Source organism: Vibrio sp. JPW-9-11-11, assembly GCF_013369335.1.
Taxonomy (GTDB): Bacteria; Pseudomonadota; Gammaproteobacteria; order Enterobacterales; family Vibrionaceae; genus Vibrio.
Window position 1 is genome coordinate 578,915 of the sequence record NZ_SZQJ01000004.1, and the last position, 17,383, is coordinate 596,297.

The following is a 17,383-nucleotide window of genomic DNA, read 5'->3' on the forward strand; positions in this document are numbered from 1 at the left end:
ATACAAGCGGCTTTTTTGTATTCAAAGCATGAATAATAGCGTTCGCTGTGTTAAAAGTACGCATCATTGAGTACCTATAGATAATAAGATGAACAATCAGCTAATTTCTTGTGATGCAACCCATCGCTTAAGAGCCAAAGTGTTGGTCGGTATGTGTGCGATCTTAGGTAGTACGGCCTTGCTGTTTGGGTTAATCAACCTCTTTTACTATGGCGAGCGCGCAACGCTACTTGGAATTATAGAGCTCGGGTATTTTGTCATTTGTTTCACCATGTTGCAGCATGTCAAAAAGCAGGTTCAGCCCAACTGGTTTCTCGCTTTTCATTGCTTTGTTCTGACTCTTTTGATCTGTTTTGGAACTTATATTAGTCGAATTGAGAGCTCAGTTTATTTATGGGCGGTGGTCTTGCCAACGGTCTTCTATCTTGGCTTAGGTCTAAAAATTGGGTTTATTTGGAGTTTCATCTGTTTGTGCTTGCAACTGATGGTGTTGCACTTTGCATTCGATGGATTTGATAGTAGTAACGCTGCGCTATTGTTGAATTTGTCAATGGCCTATATTTTCGTTTGGACTATCTCGCATGTTTACGAAGACAGTCGGGCAAAGGGGGTGGATAGGCTAAACAATTTGGCTCATCGAGACGCGTTGACAGGGGCACAAAACCGCCTTTCGCTGATCACCGTGTTTAAACAGAGCCCCAATAAATTACAGGGCTGCATTGTCTATATTTTGGATCTCGATGATTTTAAAGAAATCAATGATAGATATGGCCACGCCGCGGGTGATGAGGTGCTCAAACAGGTCGTAATTCGCTTAAGCCAAGTAGTCAACGAGCAACAGATTTACCGGATGGGAGGAGAGGAGTTTGTTGTCGTTCTGACCCCTCATCAGGTTCAGCAGACTGGCCTTTTTGCACTGGTAAAGCAGCTACAAACCTGTGTCATGACAGAACCTGTTATTTTCCAAGGTGAGTCAATTGCGATTTCTTTCAGTGCTGGTTTGGAGCATTTTAACCGCCATGTTGGGCTAGACCAAACCTTGTCTAAAGCGGATAAAGAGCTGTACTTAGCGAAAAACTCCGGCAAAGGCCGTTGTTTCTATCAAGGTCAGGCCGTCCAATAGCGGCTCTGCATGTTTAACGCGATATCAAAGCGCGATCTCTTTCCATTGTCCCGGCTGCAAGTTATCTAAGGTGAGCTCGCCCATCGAGTATCGAATCAAACGAAGAGTGGGATAGCCAATATGGGCGGTCATACGACGAACTTGTCGGTTGCGCCCCTCGATGATCGTGATCGCTAACCACGTAGTGGGGATGTTGGCTCTGAAACGAACAGGTGGGGTACGCTCCCAAACTTCAGGCGCGTCTATTACCTCGACTTGAGCAGGTAGCGTCATACCATCTTTAAGCTCGACCCCTTTGCGCAGTTTATCTAAATCGGATTCAGAAGGCGCACCATCGACTTGCACCCAGTAGGTTTTTGGAGACTTAGATTTAGGTTGAGTAAGCTTGGCTTGCAACACGCCGTCATTGGTCAGCACCATCAAGCCTTCACTGTCTCTGTCTAAGCGACCCGCGGCGTATACGTCTTTCACCGGGATAAAGTCAGCGAGGGTTTTTCTGCCATCGCCATCGGTAAACTGACTCAACGTATCATATGGTTTGTTGAATATAATCACTCGGCGCTCATTTGGAGAAATTCTCGGCTTTGCTTTGTTAGGTTTATAACGGTTTTTAGCGCTGCTTGTACGATGAGAGGCGTTCGATTTATTGCGTTTAAAACCTGATGCTGGCTTGGTTTTGGTACCAGGCGCAGAGCCTCGGTTGGAGCGTGGTGGCATGTTAACTACCTTGCAAAAATGTAAATAAAGTGTGTTTGAAAGTTTCTTAAATATCCAATTTAAGCTATCATTTGCGCGCCAAAAAACAGGATTGTCGAGGATGATAGACTATTCTCTTGTTTTTGTTTAATTATAATTAATCGCTCTCATGGATGTCACTGGTCAGTGACGAAAACAACAAAGAGACGGACAAATCGCAACAAGTGAGGGGATGAAGTATTCAACTTGTTTGCGGCCATTCACACAAGGCTACTCATCCGATGGCTTTGTTAGAACAATAGGGAAATTTCATGCCTACAGAAAAACCTACAATCATTTACACCATTACTGATGAAGCACCTGCATTAGCGACGTATTCACTACTTCCGATTATTCAATCGTTTACCGCTTCTTCTGGTATTGATGTTGACACTCGCGATATCTCTCTGGCCGGGCGTATTATTGCTAACTTCCCAGAACATTTGACTGAAGAGCAACGCATCGGAGATGCGCTAACTGAACTTGGCGAATTGGCAAAAACGCCGCAAGCGAACATCATCAAACTGCCTAATATCTCTGCATCGATCCCTCAATTGCGAGCGGCAATTAAAGAGCTGCAAGAAAAAGGTTATAACCTGCCAAATTACCCAGATGAGCCGAGTACGTACGAAGAAGAAGCGATCAAGGCCACCTACGATAAAATTAAGGGTAGTGCGGTAAACCCGGTACTGCGTGAAGGTAACTCAGACCGTCGCGCGCCACTTTCGGTTAAGAACTACGCCAAGAAAAACCCTCATTCAATGGGCGCGTGGTCTGCGGACTCTAAATCTCACGTGTCGAGCATGACGGACAAAGATTTCTTCGGCAGCGAACAGTCAGTGACTGTGCAGGGTGCGACTGAGGTGAAGATTGAGTTTGTTGCAGCAGATGGTGCTGTGAAACAACTTAAAGCACCTTTCCCGATTCAAGATCAAGAAATCATCGATAGCGCGGTACTAAATAAAAACGCACTGGTGGCGTTCTTTGAACAGCAGATCGAAGAAGCCAAACAACAAGATGTGCTGTTATCGCTGCACATGAAAGCGACCATGATGAAAGTCTCTGACCCAGTGATCTTCGGTCACGCGGTTAAGGTGTACTATAAAGATGTGTTTGCGAAGTACGGCGAACTCTTTGATCAATTGGGCGTGGATGTTAATAACGGTATCGGCGACGTTTACGCGAAGATTCAATCACTTCCAACTGCTCAGAAACAAGAAATCGAAGCAGCATTAGAGGCGGTGTACGAAACTCAACCGCCACTCGCGATGGTTGATTCGGATCGTGGTATTACTAACCTACACGTACCAAGTGACATCATTGTTGATGCCTCTATGCCTGCGATGCTTCGTTCTTCTGGCCAAATGTGGGGACCAGACGGTAAACAAAAAGATACTAAAGCCATGATCCCAGATCGCAGCTACGCAGGTATCTACCAAGCCGTTATCGACTTCTGCAAAGAGAACGGTGCCTTTGATCCTACCACCATGGGCAGCGTGCCAAATGTGGGCCTAATGGCGCAAAAAGCCGAAGAGTATGGTTCACATGATAAGACCTTTATCATGGACGCAGCGGGTAGCGTACGTGTCGTGGATGCTTCTGGTGCAGTGTTGCTTGAGCAAGCGGTTGAGGAAGGCGATATCTTCCGTATGTGCCAAGTGAAAGACGCGCCAATCCAAGATTGGGTTAAGCTTGCCGTAAGCCGCGCGCGCGCGACAGGTGCACCTGCGGTATTTTGGCTGGACGAAAACCGTGCCCATGATGCTGAGCTAATTAAGAAAGTTAATGCTTACTTACCACAGCACGATACCGAGGGTTTGGAAATCAAGATTCTTGCACCTCTAGAAGCTTGTCAGTACTCGCTGGTTCGCATTAAAGAAGGTCTAGATACGATTTCAGTAACGGGTAACGTACTGCGTGACTACCTCACCGACTTGTTCCCAATCCTTGAACTGGGTACCTCTGCCAAGATGCTTTCTATCGTTCCACTAATGAATGGCGGCGGTCTATTTGAAACTGGCGCAGGCGGTAGTGCACCTAAGCATGTTCAGCAAGTTGAGAAAGAGAACCACCTACGTTGGGACTCGCTCGGTGAATTCTTGGCTTTAGCAGCCTCTCTTGAACATCTGAGCACAGTAGCAGGTAACGCTAAAGCGCAAGTATTGGCTGAAGCACTCGATAAAGCGACCGGTGAGTTCCTTGACAACAACAAGTCGCCATCGCGTCGTGTCGGTGAACTCGACAACCGTGGTAGCCACTATTACCTAGCGACATACTGGGCCAAAGCATTGGCAGAACAAACGCAAGACGCTGATCTAGCGGCTGAGTTTGCTCCGATTGCTCAAGCTCTCGCAGAGAACGAAACGACAATCGTCGCTGAGCTCAATCAAGCGCAAGGTGTTCCTGGCGATCTAGGCGGTTACTACGCACCGGTGACAGAAAAAGCTGCCAGCTTGATGCGCCCAAGTGCGACATTGAATACGATTATCGATAAATAATCCTTCTACAATAATGTAAAAAACCCGCTGATAAAGCGGGTTTTTTATTTAACTAAACCATTTAAGTTGGCAGCGGTCATTTGGCTGGCTGACTCTCAACCGGAACCACAGAGCTAGCGTGGTAGCCTTTTGGTCCTTCTTCCACTTCAAAACTCACTTGTTGGCCTGCTTTCAGAGTACGATAACCGTCCATTTGAATTGTGGAATAGTGTGCAAACACATCTCCGTCTTCTCCCTCTGGACAGATAAAACCAAATCCTTTGGCGTTGTTAAACCATTTTACTGTACCTGTAGCCATGCTTTACATCCCTCATGCATTGTGTGTCTGATGTTGTTTAAGTGTTTACATATCATCCTTGTAAACAGAAAGTGAATATCCATTCAGCCGCTGCCAAATTTTCAGTCACTATTTGACCAATGTAGCCAATGATGTAGCGCAGTCAATAGGAAAAAGGTCTTACAGTCTACATATTTGCAAACAAATCACTTTTGAGATTTACATTTGTGCAACTTGTGAGGCGGCGTTACGTATCAAGTTGATAGAGCTTTATTGGGTTTTTGGTCTCTTTTTAATCAATTAGATACAACACTTCTGTAGATTAATATCTTTTATTTGCAGCGACCCAATTGCTGGATTAGGCTCTAAGTAAGGTCAAAACATTTTTACATCGGTTTGACCTTGGATTAAGAGAACTAAATTCAAAACTTCTGCTCGTCGAAGTGGTAAAATTAATAGAGTCAAACATCAACGTCGTATAGTCATGAGCAAACATTTTGAATGGGTTACTCCAGATTCAGACTTACTGGAGCGAGAAAAAACAAAAGTTAAACCACCATCTATGTATAACGTTGTGCTGAACAACGATGATTACACCCCGATGGACTTTGTGATTGAAGTTTTAGAGCGATTTTTCTCAATGGATATCGATAAAGCAACACAGGTCATGCTTCAGGTGCATTATGAGGGGAAAGCAATTTGTGGCACGTTTACTGCAGAAGTCGCAGAGACCAAAGTAGCGCAAGTTACTATGTATTCGAAAGAGAACGAGCACCCTTTGCTTTGCACAATGGAACAAGCTTAACGCTTGTTCGAGCAACCTAAGTTGTTCTTAAAGGAGGTACTTATGCTGAATAAAGAATTAGAGTCGAGTCTCAACGGTGCGTTTGCCCGTGCTCGAGACAAAAGACATGAGTTTATGACTGTCGAGCACCTCCTGTTAGCATTGTTAGAGAACGATGCAGCGCGAGAGGCTCTGCAAGCCTGCCAGGCGGATATTGACGCGCTTCGTAGCGAACTTGATATCTTTATCGATCAGACAACACCACTCATCCCTGACAATGATGAAACTCGCGAAACGCAACCCACTTTGAGTTTTCAACGCGTTTTGCAACGCGCCGTGTTCCATGTGCAGTCTTCCGGTCGTAGCGAAGTGACGGGGGCGAATGTTCTCGTCGCCATTTTCAGTGAACAAGAGTCACACGCGGCTTATTTACTCAAGAAAAATGATATTAGTCGCCTAGATATCGTCAATTTTATTTCGCACGGCATTACTAAAGCGTCAAGTTCCGGTGACGAACCTTCGTCTCCCGACTCATTTAGCAGCGACAATGTCGACGAGGGAAGTAGCGAAGATCGCTTGGAGAGCTTTGCAACTAATCTCAATCAAGTGGCCAAACAAGGGCAAATTGATCCATTGATCGGACGCGAGAAAGAGCTTGAGCGTACGATTCAAGTTCTTTGTCGCCGCCGTAAAAACAACCCGCTACTGGTTGGTGAGGCAGGTGTCGGTAAAACCGCAATTGCTGAAGGGCTCGCTTGGCGGATTGTTGAAGGCCAGGTACCAGAGATTATCGCCGACAGCGTGATCTATTCGCTAGATATCGGTTCTTTGTTGGCAGGGACTAAATACCGCGGTGACTTTGAGAAGCGTTTTAAAGCGATTCTCAAACAGCTTGAAAAAGAACAAGACGCGATTCTATTTATCGATGAAATCCATACCATCATCGGGGCGGGCGCGGCTTCGGGCGGGCAAGTGGACGCCGCCAACTTAATCAAACCACTATTGAGTAGCGGTAAGCTGCGTTGTATCGGCTCTACCACTTATCAAGAATACAGCAATATTTTCGAAAAAGAGCGCGCGCTCTCGCGTCGTTTCCAAAAGATCGACATTGTTGAGCCGTCGCTTGACGACACAACCAAGATTTTAATGGGTCTTAAGCCCAAATATGAAGCACACCATGAGGTGCGTTACACCAACAAAGCGCTGCGCGCTGCGGTTGAGTTGTCGGCTAAGTACATTAATGAACGCCATTTACCAGATAAAGCGATTGATGTTATCGACGAAGCGGGTGCTCGCAGCCGCTTAGCACCGGCAAGCCGTCGCAAGAAGACCGTCGGCGTCGCTGACATTGAAGCCATGGTGGCGAAAATGGCGCGCATTCCAGAGAAATCAGTGTCGTCCTCAGATAAGGAAATTTTGCAGAAGCTTGATGAGAAGATGAAGATGCTGGTCTTTGGTCAAGACGATGCGATTGATGTATTAAGTGAAGCTATTAAGCTCACCCGTGCCGGTTTAGGCGCAGATCACAAACCTGTTGGCTCGTTCTTGTTTGCAGGGCCAACCGGGGTGGGTAAAACAGAAGTAACGGTTCAGATGTCGAAGCTGCTTGGTATCGAGTTACTTCGCTTTGATATGTCTGAGTACGGTGAACGCCATTCAGTGAGTCGCTTGATTGGTGCTCCTCCCGGTTATGTGGGCTACGACCAAGGTGGTTTGCTAACCGATGCGGTGATCAAACATCCCCATTCGGTTGTGCTACTGGATGAGATTGAAAAAGCGCATCCAGATATCTTTAACTTGCTTCTTCAGGTGATGGATAACGGCACGCTGACGGACAATAATGGCCGAAAAGCAGACTTCCGTAACGTAATTTTGGTGATGACGACCAATGCGGGCGTGCAAATGACGGAGAAAAAATCGATTGGTTTGATCCAGCAAGACCATAGCCATGATGCGATGGCGGAAATTAAGAAGGTGTTCACACCTGAATTCCGTAACCGTCTCGACAATATCATCTGGTTCAATAGCCTAGATGAACATGTTATCCATCAAGTGGTTGATAAGTTTATTGTCGAGCTACAAGCACAACTGGATGTTCGCGGTGTGTCACTGGAAGTATCTGACGACGCTCGTCATTGGTTGGCGGTCAAAGGCTATGACAAAGCAATGGGCGCTCGCCCGATGGGACGGGTGATTCAAGATCAATTGAAGAAACCACTGGCAAATGAGCTGCTGTTTGGTTCCTTGGTTGATGGCGGGACAGTCAAAGTCGACTTGAAAGATGATGAGTTAAAGTTCACCTACTTGAATGAAAAGGAAGCCGCGGTTCATTGATGTTAGGTCGTTGATATAGTCGGTAAAAGCCAGAGTATACAGTACTCTGGCTTTTTTATTTTCAGATTAGAGTGAACTCAGTACGCTTTTGATCATTTGGTAAGAGTGCTGCACTTCTGCTGGGATTGGTTGTTCAATCTGATAACCCAGCGCAGGATAGTCGCGTATACGCTCGAAATCCCCCAACACGGCTGTCAGCGTGGTATAGAGATCTATCTCTTCATTGAAGTAGTCACAGAACGCTTGTTTGGTTGAGCTAACGCAAACGTGATCGACGTCATCTGGCCATTGCTTGACAAACGTGGCGAGGGATCGTCGTTCCATATAAGGCTTTTGCACTAGGATAAATGAGCGGATATTAAGCGCTTGCTGTTGGATAAGCTGGTGGGTAAAAACGACATTTTCGCCAGTATTTGTTGCTTGGTTTTCAATCAATATGGCTTGGCTGGATATGCCGGAATCTCGCGCAACTTGAGCAAAGGTGTCGGCTTCACTCTGTTCAAACACCCCTTGTGTTAAACGCCCGACACCGCCAGAGAAAATTAGATAGTCAGCCCACCCTTCAAGATAGAGCTGAGATGCGTACTCGGCAACGCGGACATCATTACTACCAAGGACAAAGATACAGTCGGATTTGACCAACCTATCTGAGCATTGCATAAACCGCCATAGGCGTTCGATATGTTGATATAGCTTCATAAGCCTCTTACTCGTTGCTCAAACCAATTCTAAGGTGTGGTCATAATGAAATCGGTAACCCAGTGAAACAATCTTATCTGCTAGGATGCGCTTGTCGGCTTGATGTACGACCGGGGGAAGGGGATCGTTGGCGCCAACGCTATCCAAAGCGGCTTGATAAAATTCTGCTTTACTTACAGTATTTGGGGTTGTGGCATTAACCACGCAGTTCTCTTTATACAATGCCATGTAGCTGACGGTGCCGATCGCATCTTTGAGTTCAATCATGTTGGCTGAGGCTTGATCGCTTACTTGCTTGAGGCGAGCCGCAAAACGAGAAGGATGTCTATCCGGGCCGACTAATCCGCTACAGCGAACCACCGCATACTCTAGGCCAGAATCAATTAGGCACTGCTCCGCAGTCAGCATAGTGACGGCATTGTCGCTAAATTGTGCGTTGCTTTGGGCCAAACTGAGACTGGCATCTTCTTCGCGCATCTCTTTGGCAAGTGTAGGGTAAACGGTGGTCGAACTGACCATCACCACGCGTTTAACATCTTTTTTCTGGGCCGCTTCAACCAAGGATCGCCAATACTTTACGTAGTTTTGTCCCCCCCCGCGACGAAATCCTGGTGGAAAACAACCAATGATAATGTCACTTGGATGGTGCGTTAAGTGCTCTAAGAGTGGCTGTGAGCCCTGATTTAGATCGCAAACAAAGCCGTGTAAACCTTGCTGGTTTAACTCGTCAGCACCTTGATGGGTCGTTTTACTAGTGAAGACTTGATAGCCAATTGATAGCAAATATTGACTTAGTGGTTTCCCCAACCATCCACCGCCAATAACCGTAATCGTTTTCACATTTCACTCCTTGTTATTCAATCTCTTATATCAGAATGTCATCTTTTACAGATAGGCAAAAAGCGGCTACTTGGATGTTACATACCACCCATATTTTTTGCCAACCGAGCTCGCGACGAGGCAACCGATAAAGATGTAGCCGTTGTCAGCATAACAAACATTTGCCCCGTAAGCTGTTTGAAAACTGTTCGTCCCAGTGGTCTCAAGCGTATAACTCTTCGATGACTAAAAAGTGGGCTTTTGGGAGCTGTATATTTGGATTAAGCAAACGAGTGTTGGCGCTAGATTATTAGCACCCTGATCCTATGCTTAATGGTAACGAGGGTCGTTGTAGGAGGAGAAAATGAAGTGGTGGCTGATTCTGCTCTTGGTTTGGAACAATGCCGAAGCTCAGCGAGTCTATATGACGTCTTTAGATTGGCCTCCTTATTCAGGAGAGGCACTACCTGAGAATGGTTTATCTGTCGCTATTGCTCGTGAAGCTTTTGCTGCGATGGGCTACGAGTTGGTGGTTGAGTTTAAACCTTGGGTGAGAACCGTAACGACCGCATCAAAGCGTGAAAAGTACATAGGTTATTTCCCCGAATACGCGTTCGATACTGAAAAATACATTTTCTCAGACTCGATTGGAACTGGGCCTTTGGGGTTTGTACAAAATCGCAATAAAGCAATTTCATGGTCAACGCTTGCTGATCTGTCTAGTTATCGAATCGGTGTGGTTCAAGGTTATGTAAATACGCGTGCATTTGATCAATGGGTCGAGCAAGGAAAACTCGACGTCGAAGCATCGGAGAACGATGTCATTAATATCCATAAAGTGGCCAAAGGAAGGCTAGATTTGGCGGTTATCGATGCCAATGTGCTGAAATACCTCGTCGATACAGACAGGCGTAAAAGCGTGTTAGAAACTAGGGTCGAGATGAATGATCGATTGTTAGAAGTGAAACAGCTTTACCTTGCGTTTAAAAATAGTCCAGAGGGAAACAACTGGCGACGCATCTTCAACCAGGGCTTGAGCCAAGTTGATGTTAATCGCGTCGCCGGTCGGCTTTATCCGACCGACAACACTAAACACAAACCACAAAGAGGTAATTAGCTGCTGAGGACACGCAATATTTTGTCTGCATGTTCAGCGACTTCGATGCCTTCATCGGTCAGATAACCTCCGTCAGGAAGCGTACATAGACCTTTTGAGTAAAGACGTTGGACTGCCGCCTGCATCTCTTCAGACGCTTCATGATGAACTTTGATACCGGTTGCTGCGCTACTGATATCAAATTGAAGGAGCAAGTTGAGTTCAGATATGTATTCAGGCGTAAATTTCATGCTCAATTCCTTATAGAAAGTACTGAATCAACTTAATCATGAAGTGGGATAACAGCAACGTAATCAATAGAGAAGTGTTACCTAAGCCAGAGTTTGGCGAACGAAGTCGATAAATTTGGTTAGTCGTTAGGCAACTGCACTTGGATTAGAGCGAGATCAAAGAGACTCAAGAAGCAATCATCCTGTTCACCTTGGTCGTCTTGCTAAATGAGAAAATAGTATAAAAAACGATTTATTATGCGTAATTTTGCTAAAGCATAGTCAGGGAGCGAGGCTTTAGATTGGTTTTAATATAATGCTTTGAAATATAAAACTAATTTATCTTTTCGTTCGGAAGGTTTTACGTTGTTTTTTGTTTGTTATTACCCGCGTTGTTAAAGATGAAACAGGTATAAACGCCGCTTTGATAACAACCCCACAATTTGTACTTGAATTTAATCACATTTCAAGTGATTATCCGCGCCCACTGACTTCAATGTTGCAAAATGTTTCTAAATGATGAACTTCAATCAATTTGACTCTCTGTTACCGCCGCAAATGGCCGAACGTGCCGCTGAAATAGGCGTAGGTAAAGCGACCAAGGATCCGCTTAAATCCTTTCTTCTCGCTATTTCGGCTGGTATCCATATCGGCATCGCATTTGTCTTTTACACCGTTGTAACAACGGGAGCGGGTGAGCTGCCTTGGGGATTTACTCGTCTCATAGGCGGGTTAGCATTTAGCCTAGGTTTGATTCTCGTGGTTGTGACTGGTGGCGAGCTATTTACCAGCTCGGTGTTAACACTGGTTGCTCGGGCGAGCGGTAAAATAACCTCTCAGACGTTGTTTAAACATTGGCTGGTGGTTTACTGCGGCAACTTAGTTGGTGCGCTGCTGTTAGTCGCTTGTATGCTGATGACTAAACAATATATGTTCGATCATGGCCAAGTTGGGCTTAATGCGATGGCGATTTCACAGCATAAGCTGCATCACAGTTTCTTGTCGGCCGTTGCGCTGGGTGTGATGTGTAATGTCTTGGTATGTATTGCAGTGTGGATGACGTTCAGTGGCCGAACCTTAACCGATAAAATAGCCGTCATGATCTTGCCCGTAGCGATGTTTGTTTCCGCTGGATTTGAGCACTGTATTGCCAATATGTTTCAGGTACCGATGGCAATCGGTATTAAAAATTTCGCCCCTGCCGAGTTTTGGCAAATGACAGGGGCGACTCTGGCCGATTACACCGATCTCAACATGATCGATTTTATTACCCATAATCTGATCCCAGTGACTTTGGGTAACATCATTGGCGGTGGGGTGTTTGTGGGTATGTGGTACTGGTTGATTTATTTACGAGACTAGTCATCAAAGTCATTGCGATTATCTTGAAAAGCTCACTTCGGTGAGCTTTTTGCTTTGGATCAAAGCGAGAATAGTGAATAAGCGCGTTTATTTATTATGTGAGTAGAATTAAATGCTAGGCATATGAATGTAAAGTAAATTCTGCGAAGGGGGCTGAATAAAACTTGGTTTGACCAGTTGACTTCGAGGTATCACCACGGTTATCCACAGAATCTGTGGATAAGATCCTTGGGCATTTGGCTTACCTTGGCTGGTTAGAGTCTACTTTGACTAACACTCGCCCATAGCGATTAATACAACGTTTGACGACCAGCTTGAGAGTGATAGCGATTGAGAATGACATGGTGACGAAAATAGCAATCATGATCATGATTTGATACTTGATGGCCACCATTGGGCTGGCACCACCGAGAATTTGACCTGTCATCATGCCGGGTAACGTGACGAGCCCCGTGGTCGTCATCGTTGCTAAAGAAGGGGCCAGCGACAGCGCGATGGCATCTCGAACGAAGGGTAGGGTCGCATAACTCGGAGAGGCGCCCAATGAAATCGCCGCTTCATACTCCGATTTTCTCTCTTCAAATGCATTAAAAAAATTCTGCAGTGCGACAATATTGCCGCTCATCGAGTTCCCCAACAACATGCCCGCCAGTGGGATTAAATATTGGGCGTTGTACAAAGGGGTAGGCTTAACGACCGCGAGCACGATAATCGCCAGCATTGGCACTAATGCTATTATCAATCCACTGCACACTGGCAGCATCAAGTGTGTACGTGGCAGTTTGGCTTTGCTGGTAATAGCGCTTGCCCCGATCAGTGTCATGACCAATACCCAGAGTATGTTTATCGCTAGGCTATTGAGCTTAAACAAATACTCCAAGTAGACACCGACCAACATCAGTTGCACTGTCATGCGCCCAACACTGACGAGTATCTCTTTGCTCAACGCGAGGTGATAGTAGCGGCTGATTGAAAACGGAATGACCAGTAAGGTAAAAAATAACGCCAAGGTTAGCCAAGAAATATCTATCACACTGTCCATATCATCCCCTTAAGTTGCTACCACATTGTACGCAAAAACTGCCATGCGTCACCTTGTCTCTTACTTGACACTGCTGCGGTTAAAATCTCTCTTTTATTAACAATTGCATCACAATTGAACTAGATTTAGCACATGTAATGCGTGTTTCTTGCGGGTTAAATGTTGTAATTCGGTAACGAGATGTTGTTTTTTTTGGGGTGTTTTTACCTCTCGGTTTCGTTCATATTTTTTCATATTAGGTGGCATATCTTCACATCAAAACATGATTAAACACATCTCTGGATGAGCTCAAAAAAGTATGGAATAACAGGGCTTACAGGCGATGAATTGATTGAACCCTACTAAGAGTATGGTCTAACATTTTTCAGTAGAGATGGTAAAAAATTCAGCTCACCCGACTGAGCTAACCAATAACACTAAATACAAAATAGGCAAATGTATGAGTGATGTTAATAAAATTGAGAGTGGTGAGAAGCGCTCTCTGGAGTGGAAGTCATTCCTCTTCATCGCGGTTGTTCTTTTCCCAGTTCTAAGTGTGGCGTTCGTAGGTGGTTACGGCTTCTTGGTGTGGATGCTCCAAGTGTTTGTCATGGGACCACCTGGTGCACACGGCATGTAAGCCTGTGAGTTCAACTCCACATTTTTGAAAAGATTCTAAGAGAGCAAAGCATGAAATCATTGATTGTAAAACTGTGGCGCACAATGATGCGACCAGCTGTCCACATCAGCCTTGGCGTGCTGACGATGGGCGGATTCATCGCTGGTGTTATTTTCTGGGGCGGCTTCAATACGGCACTTGAAGCGACCAACACTGAAGAGTTTTGTATCAGTTGTCACACGATGCGTGACAATGTTTACGTAGAGCTGCAAGAAACGGTTCACTGGAAAAACCATTCAGGGGTGCGAGCGACCTGTCCTGACTGTCATGTTCCGCACAATTGGACCGACAAGATCGCTCGCAAGATGCAAGCGTCTAAAGAGGTTTTTGCCCAAGTATTTGGTAATTACGACGAACCTGGTGTGTTTGAAGAGCGCCGTATCGAATTGGCCAAACATGAGTGGGATCGTTTCTCTGCAAATAAATCACTAGAGTGCAAAAACTGTCATAATTACGCATCGATGGATTTCGAGTTAATGTCTCCGACTGCTCGCATTCAAATGAAGCAAGCCGCCGAAAAAGATCAAAGCTGCGTAGACTGTCATAAAGGGATCGCCCATAAGCTTCCAGCGGGAATGGATAGCATCGGCGGTATTGTCGGCGATCTAGAAGGCTTGGCTTCGAACACCAACTATGGTGTCGGTGAAACGCTCGTGAGCGTGCGTCACTTGCCGATTTACTTTGATGCCGAAGGCCAAACCGAGGCGGGTCTGCTTAACCCTGCATCGTCAGTAAAAGTGATTGATGAGAAAGGTGAGTACGCCGAAATCGAAATTGACGGCTGGCGCAAGGCGAAAGGCTTTGGTCGTGTTATCCAAGAAGACTTTGGTAAGAACATTGCCGTTGCTTCACTGTTAAAAGAAGCCTCAACCGATAGCAGCGTAGTGACCACAGGTGAGAAAAAAGTGGATGAGCTAACCGGTCTGCCATGGGAAAAAGTCGCGGCGAAAGTGTGGATCAAAAAAGAGTCGATGCTCAACGATATTACGCCTGTTTGGGAAAAATCTGCGGAAGCATACAAAACCAACTGTTCTGTTTGTCACACCCAGCCAGACGAAGCGCACTTCGATGCCAACACTTGGCCAGGCATGTTCGACGGTATGCTTGCTTTCGTTAACCTTGATACAGATAGCGAAGCGTTGATCTTGAAATACCTACAAAAACACTCTTCAGATTACGCTGAAGGTCACCACTAATAAGCGCCCAATGGAGTAAATGAAATGGCTATTACACGAAGAAGTTTTCTGAAAGGCGTAGCAACAACCAGTGCGGCGTCGGTCATTGGTCCTAGCTTATTAGCGTCGACATCTGCTCAAGCTGCCGAGTCGACAGGGACTTGGAAGGTATCGGGGTCTCACTGGGGGGCGTTTCGCGCCCATATCTATGCAGGTAAAGTGCAAGAGATTAAACCGCTTGAGCTAGATAAAAACCCAACCGAGATGCTCAATGGTATCAAAGGGATTATCTATAGCCCATCACGTGTTCGTTACCCTATGGTACGACTCGATTGGCTGAAAAAGCACAAATACAGTGCAGATACCCGTGGCAACAATCGTTTTATTCGCGTTACGTGGGACGAAGCGTTAGATCTGTTCTACCGCGAGTTAGAGCGAGTGCAAAAAGAGTACGGCCCGTGGGCTCTGCACGCGGGTCAAACCGGGTGGAACCAAACCGGGGCGTTCAACAACTGTACCGCACACATGCAGCGAGCAGTTGGAATGCACGGTAACTTCATCACCAAAGTGGGTGACTACTCGACTGGTGCGGGGCAAACCATCCTACCTTACGTGTTAGGTTCTACGGAGGTGTACGCGCAAGGCACCTCTTGGTCTGAAATCTTAAACAATTCTGACAACATCGTATTGTGGGCAAACGATCCGGTGAAAAACCTACAAGTGGGTTGGAACTGTGAAACGCACGAGTCGTTTGATTATCTCGCACAACTGAAAGAGAAAGTCGCCAAAGGGGAGATCAACGTTCTTTCCGTCGACCCTGTCAAAAACAAGACTCAGCGTTACCTAGAGAACGACCATCTGTATATCAACCCACAGACTGACGTCGCATTCATGCTGGCCGTCGCACATGTACTGTACAGCGAAGATTTATACGATAAGGCGTTTATTGACACCTACTGTCTTGGTTTTAAAGAATTCATTCAGTATGTGATGGGTGAAACCAAAGACAAAGTGGTGAAAACGCCAGAGTGGGCAGCGGAAATTTGTGGGGTCAAAGCTGACAAGATCCGCGACTTTGCTCGCATGCTTGTGAATGGCCGTACACAGATTTTGATGGGATGGTGTATCCAGCGTCAAGAACACGGTGAGCAGCCCTACTGGGCAGCGGCCGTGATTGCCGCCATGGTTGGCCAAATCGGTTTGCCGGGTGGCGGTATTTCTTACGGTCACCACTACTCAAGCATCGGTGTGCCTTCAACAGGGTTTGCTGGCCCTGGCGGCTTTCCGCGTAACCTTGACCCAGGTATGAAACCAAAATGGGACAACAACGATTTTAACGGTTACAGCCGCACCATCCCTGTTGCGCGTTGGATAGACTGCCTACTGGAGCCTGGTAAAGAGATTCGTTACAACGGCGGTAAAGTGAAATTGCCTGACTTCAAGATGATGGTGATTTCGGGTAACAACCCTTGGCACCATCATCAAGACCGTAACCGCATGAAGCAAGCATTCAAGAAACTTCAAACTGTGGTAACGATAGAGTTTGCTTGGACGGCAACATGTCGTTTCTCTGACATCGTGCTGCCAGCGTGTACCCAGTGGGAGCGCAACGATATCGATGTGTACGGTTCATACTCAAGTAAAGGCTTGATTGCGATGCATCGTTTGGTTGATCCGCTGTTCCAGTCTAAACCAGACTTCCAGATCATGAGTGAACTGACTGAGCGCTTTGGCCGTCGTGATGAGTACACACGCGGTATGAGCGAAATGGAGTGGATTGAAAGTTTATATAATGACTGTCGCGACGCCAATAAAGGTAAGTTCGAGATGCCAGACTTTAATCAGTTCTGGGAGCAGAGCGTACTAGATTTCGGTCAAGGCAAACCTTGGGTTCGCCATGCAGATTTTCGCCAAGATCCCGAAATCAATGCGCTGGGTACACCGTCGGGCTTTATCGAGATTACTTCTCGTAAAATTGGCCGCTATGGGTACGAGCACTGTCAAGAGCACCCAATGTGGTTTGAGAAAACTGAACGCTCTCACGGTGGCCCTGGTTCTGATAAACACCCATATTGGCTACAATCGTGTCACCCAGACAAACGTCTTCACTCGCAAATGTGTGAGTCAGAAGAGTTCCGTGCAACATACGCAGTTCAAGGCCGTGAGCCGGTGTATATCAACCCAATGGACGCCAAAGAGAAAGGCATTAAAGATGGTGATTTGGTGCGAGTCTACAACGAACGCGGCCAGTTGTTGGCGGGGGCTGTACTGACAGACAGTTACCCTCGTGGTGTTGTTCGTATTGAAGAAGGGGCGTGGTACGGACCGCTGAATGAGAAAGAGGGCGCTATTTGTACCTACGGAGATCCGAACACTTTAACCATGGATATCGGCTCTTCGGAATTGGCGCAAGCCACTTCTGCCAATACCTGCATTGTGAACTTTGAGAAGTTCACGGGTAAGGTGCCGCCTGTCACCTCTTTTGGTGGCCCGATCGAAGTCGCATAACGACCCGAGTCAAGAAACCAGCCGCTTGGCTGGTTTTTTGTTC

General features: G+C 46.3%; 15 protein-coding genes. 9 read left to right on the top strand and 6 right to left on the bottom strand.

Translation table 11 applies throughout. The features are described from left to right. Positions 1-88: 88 nt before the first annotated feature. Positions 89-1,123, top strand: a complete 1,035-nt coding sequence (locus FCU94_RS05160; RefSeq protein WP_176287463.1) for a GGDEF domain-containing protein — start codon at positions 89-91, stop codon at positions 1,121-1,123. 24 nt (positions 1,124-1,147) lie between these two features. On the opposite strand, the gene FCU94_RS05165 is transcribed toward FCU94_RS05160, so the two are convergent. Next, complete coding sequence (locus tag FCU94_RS05165; protein ID WP_217906347.1) at positions 1,148-1,840, bottom strand: pseudouridine synthase; 693 nt, start codon at positions 1,838-1,840, stop codon at positions 1,148-1,150. Between the two features lie 290 nt (positions 1,841-2,130). Between FCU94_RS05165 and FCU94_RS05170 the strand changes: the two genes are divergently transcribed. Continuing rightward, positions 2,131-4,356: an NADP-dependent isocitrate dehydrogenase gene (locus FCU94_RS05170; protein WP_176287464.1), complete on the top strand. Its 2,226-nt coding sequence runs from the start codon at positions 2,131-2,133 to the stop codon at positions 4,354-4,356. Between the two features lie 76 nt (positions 4,357-4,432). On the opposite strand, the gene cspD is transcribed toward FCU94_RS05170, so the two are convergent. Further along, positions 4,433-4,654, bottom strand: coding sequence for a cold shock domain-containing protein CspD (cspD, locus tag FCU94_RS05175; protein WP_176287465.1), 222 nt, complete (start codon positions 4,652-4,654; stop codon positions 4,433-4,435). 463 nt (positions 4,655-5,117) lie between these two features. On the opposite strand from cspD, the gene clpS reads away from it, so the two are divergent. Both clpS and clpA read left to right on the top strand, forming a co-directional pair. Continuing rightward, the gene (clpS, locus tag FCU94_RS05180; protein WP_176287466.1) at positions 5,118-5,438 is read left to right on the top strand and encodes an ATP-dependent Clp protease adapter ClpS; all 321 of its coding nucleotides are present in this window, start codon (positions 5,118-5,120) and stop codon (positions 5,436-5,438) included. A 42-nt stretch (positions 5,439-5,480) separates the two neighbouring features. Then, a complete protein-coding gene (clpA, locus tag FCU94_RS05185; RefSeq protein ID WP_176287467.1) occupies positions 5,481-7,751 on the top strand; it encodes an ATP-dependent Clp protease ATP-binding subunit ClpA in 2,271 nt (756 codons plus the stop codon). Positions 7,752-7,817: 66 nt separating this feature from the next. On the opposite strand, the gene FCU94_RS05190 is transcribed toward clpA, so the two are convergent. Both FCU94_RS05190 and FCU94_RS05195 read right to left on the bottom strand, forming a co-directional pair. After that, complete coding sequence (locus tag FCU94_RS05190; protein ID WP_176287468.1) at positions 7,818-8,450, bottom strand: YdcF family protein; 633 nt, start codon at positions 8,448-8,450, stop codon at positions 7,818-7,820. Between the two features lie 18 nt (positions 8,451-8,468). Then, positions 8,469-9,290: an NAD-dependent epimerase/dehydratase family protein gene (locus tag FCU94_RS05195; protein ID WP_176287469.1), complete on the bottom strand. Its 822-nt coding sequence runs from the start codon at positions 9,288-9,290 to the stop codon at positions 8,469-8,471. Positions 9,291-9,633: 343 nt separating this feature from the next. Here FCU94_RS05195 and FCU94_RS05200 point away from each other — a divergent pair, with 343 nt between their 5' ends. Further along, positions 9,634-10,386 carry a substrate-binding periplasmic protein gene (locus FCU94_RS05200; protein WP_176287470.1) on the top strand — a complete coding sequence of 251 codons (753 nt, stop codon included), beginning with the start codon at positions 9,634-9,636 and terminating at the stop codon, positions 10,384-10,386. On the opposite strand, the gene FCU94_RS05205 is transcribed toward FCU94_RS05200, so the two are convergent. Further along, positions 10,383-10,616, bottom strand: a complete 234-nt coding sequence (locus FCU94_RS05205; protein ID WP_176287471.1) for a TIGR02647 family protein — start codon at positions 10,614-10,616, stop codon at positions 10,383-10,385. The genes FCU94_RS05200 and FCU94_RS05205 overlap by 4 nt on opposite strands. 498 nt (positions 10,617-11,114) lie before the next feature. Between FCU94_RS05205 and focA the strand changes: the two genes are divergently transcribed. Beyond that, positions 11,115-11,957 carry a formate transporter FocA gene (focA, locus tag FCU94_RS05210; RefSeq protein ID WP_176287613.1) on the top strand — a complete coding sequence of 281 codons (843 nt, stop codon included), beginning with the start codon at positions 11,115-11,117 and terminating at the stop codon, positions 11,955-11,957. A 241-nt stretch (positions 11,958-12,198) separates the two neighbouring features. Here focA and FCU94_RS05215 read toward each other — a convergent pair whose 3' ends face one another. After that, complete coding sequence (locus tag FCU94_RS05215) at positions 12,199-12,999, bottom strand: ABC transporter permease (RefSeq protein WP_176287472.1); 801 nt, start codon at positions 12,997-12,999, stop codon at positions 12,199-12,201. Between the two features lie 439 nt (positions 13,000-13,438). On the opposite strand from FCU94_RS05215, the gene torE reads away from it, so the two are divergent. Genes torE through torA form a run of 3 tightly spaced genes read left to right on the top strand, consistent with a single transcriptional unit; the run spans position 13,439 to position 17,340 of the window. Beyond that, entirely contained in the window at positions 13,439-13,618 is a 180-nt protein-coding gene (gene torE / locus FCU94_RS05220; protein ID WP_004744302.1) for a trimethylamine N-oxide reductase system protein TorE, read from the top strand. A gap of 50 nt (positions 13,619-13,668) precedes the next feature. Then, positions 13,669-14,853, top strand: coding sequence for a pentaheme c-type cytochrome TorC (torC, locus tag FCU94_RS05225; RefSeq protein WP_176287473.1), 1,185 nt, complete (start codon positions 13,669-13,671; stop codon positions 14,851-14,853). 24 nt (positions 14,854-14,877) lie between these two features. After that, positions 14,878-17,340, top strand: coding sequence for a trimethylamine-N-oxide reductase TorA (torA, locus tag FCU94_RS05230; protein WP_176287474.1), 2,463 nt, complete (start codon positions 14,878-14,880; stop codon positions 17,338-17,340). Positions 17,341-17,383: the final 43 nt, after the last annotated feature.

Bases quoted from the DNA above. Each gene is read 5' to 3' on its own strand.
- torC (WP_176287473.1), top strand. From the start codon at position 13,669: ATGAAATCATTGATTGTAAAACTGTGGCGCACAATGATGCGACCAGCT.
- cspD (WP_176287465.1), bottom strand. From the start codon at position 4,654: ATGGCTACAGGTACAGTAAAATGGTTTAACAACGCCAAAGGATTTGGT.
- torE (WP_004744302.1), top strand. From the start codon at position 13,439: ATGAGTGATGTTAATAAAATTGAGAGTGGTGAGAAGCGCTCTCTGGAG.
- FCU94_RS05215 (WP_176287472.1), bottom strand. From the start codon at position 12,999: ATGGACAGTGTGATAGATATTTCTTGGCTAACCTTGGCGTTATTTTTT.
- FCU94_RS05190 (WP_176287468.1), bottom strand. From the start codon at position 8,450: ATGAAGCTATATCAACATATCGAACGCCTATGGCGGTTTATGCAATGC.
- torA (WP_176287474.1), top strand. From the start codon at position 14,878: ATGGCTATTACACGAAGAAGTTTTCTGAAAGGCGTAGCAACAACCAGT.
- FCU94_RS05205 (WP_176287471.1), bottom strand. From the start codon at position 10,616: ATGAAATTTACGCCTGAATACATATCTGAACTCAACTTGCTCCTTCAA.
- FCU94_RS05165 (WP_217906347.1), bottom strand. From the start codon at position 1,840: ATGCCACCACGCTCCAACCGAGGCTCTGCGCCTGGTACCAAAACCAAG.
- FCU94_RS05170 (WP_176287464.1), top strand. From the start codon at position 2,131: ATGCCTACAGAAAAACCTACAATCATTTACACCATTACTGATGAAGCA.
- FCU94_RS05160 (WP_176287463.1), top strand. From the start codon at position 89: ATGAACAATCAGCTAATTTCTTGTGATGCAACCCATCGCTTAAGAGCC.
- FCU94_RS05200 (WP_176287470.1), top strand. From the start codon at position 9,634: ATGAAGTGGTGGCTGATTCTGCTCTTGGTTTGGAACAATGCCGAAGCT.
- focA (WP_176287613.1), top strand. From the start codon at position 11,115: ATGAACTTCAATCAATTTGACTCTCTGTTACCGCCGCAAATGGCCGAA.
- clpS (WP_176287466.1), top strand. From the start codon at position 5,118: ATGAGCAAACATTTTGAATGGGTTACTCCAGATTCAGACTTACTGGAG.
- clpA (WP_176287467.1), top strand. From the start codon at position 5,481: ATGCTGAATAAAGAATTAGAGTCGAGTCTCAACGGTGCGTTTGCCCGT.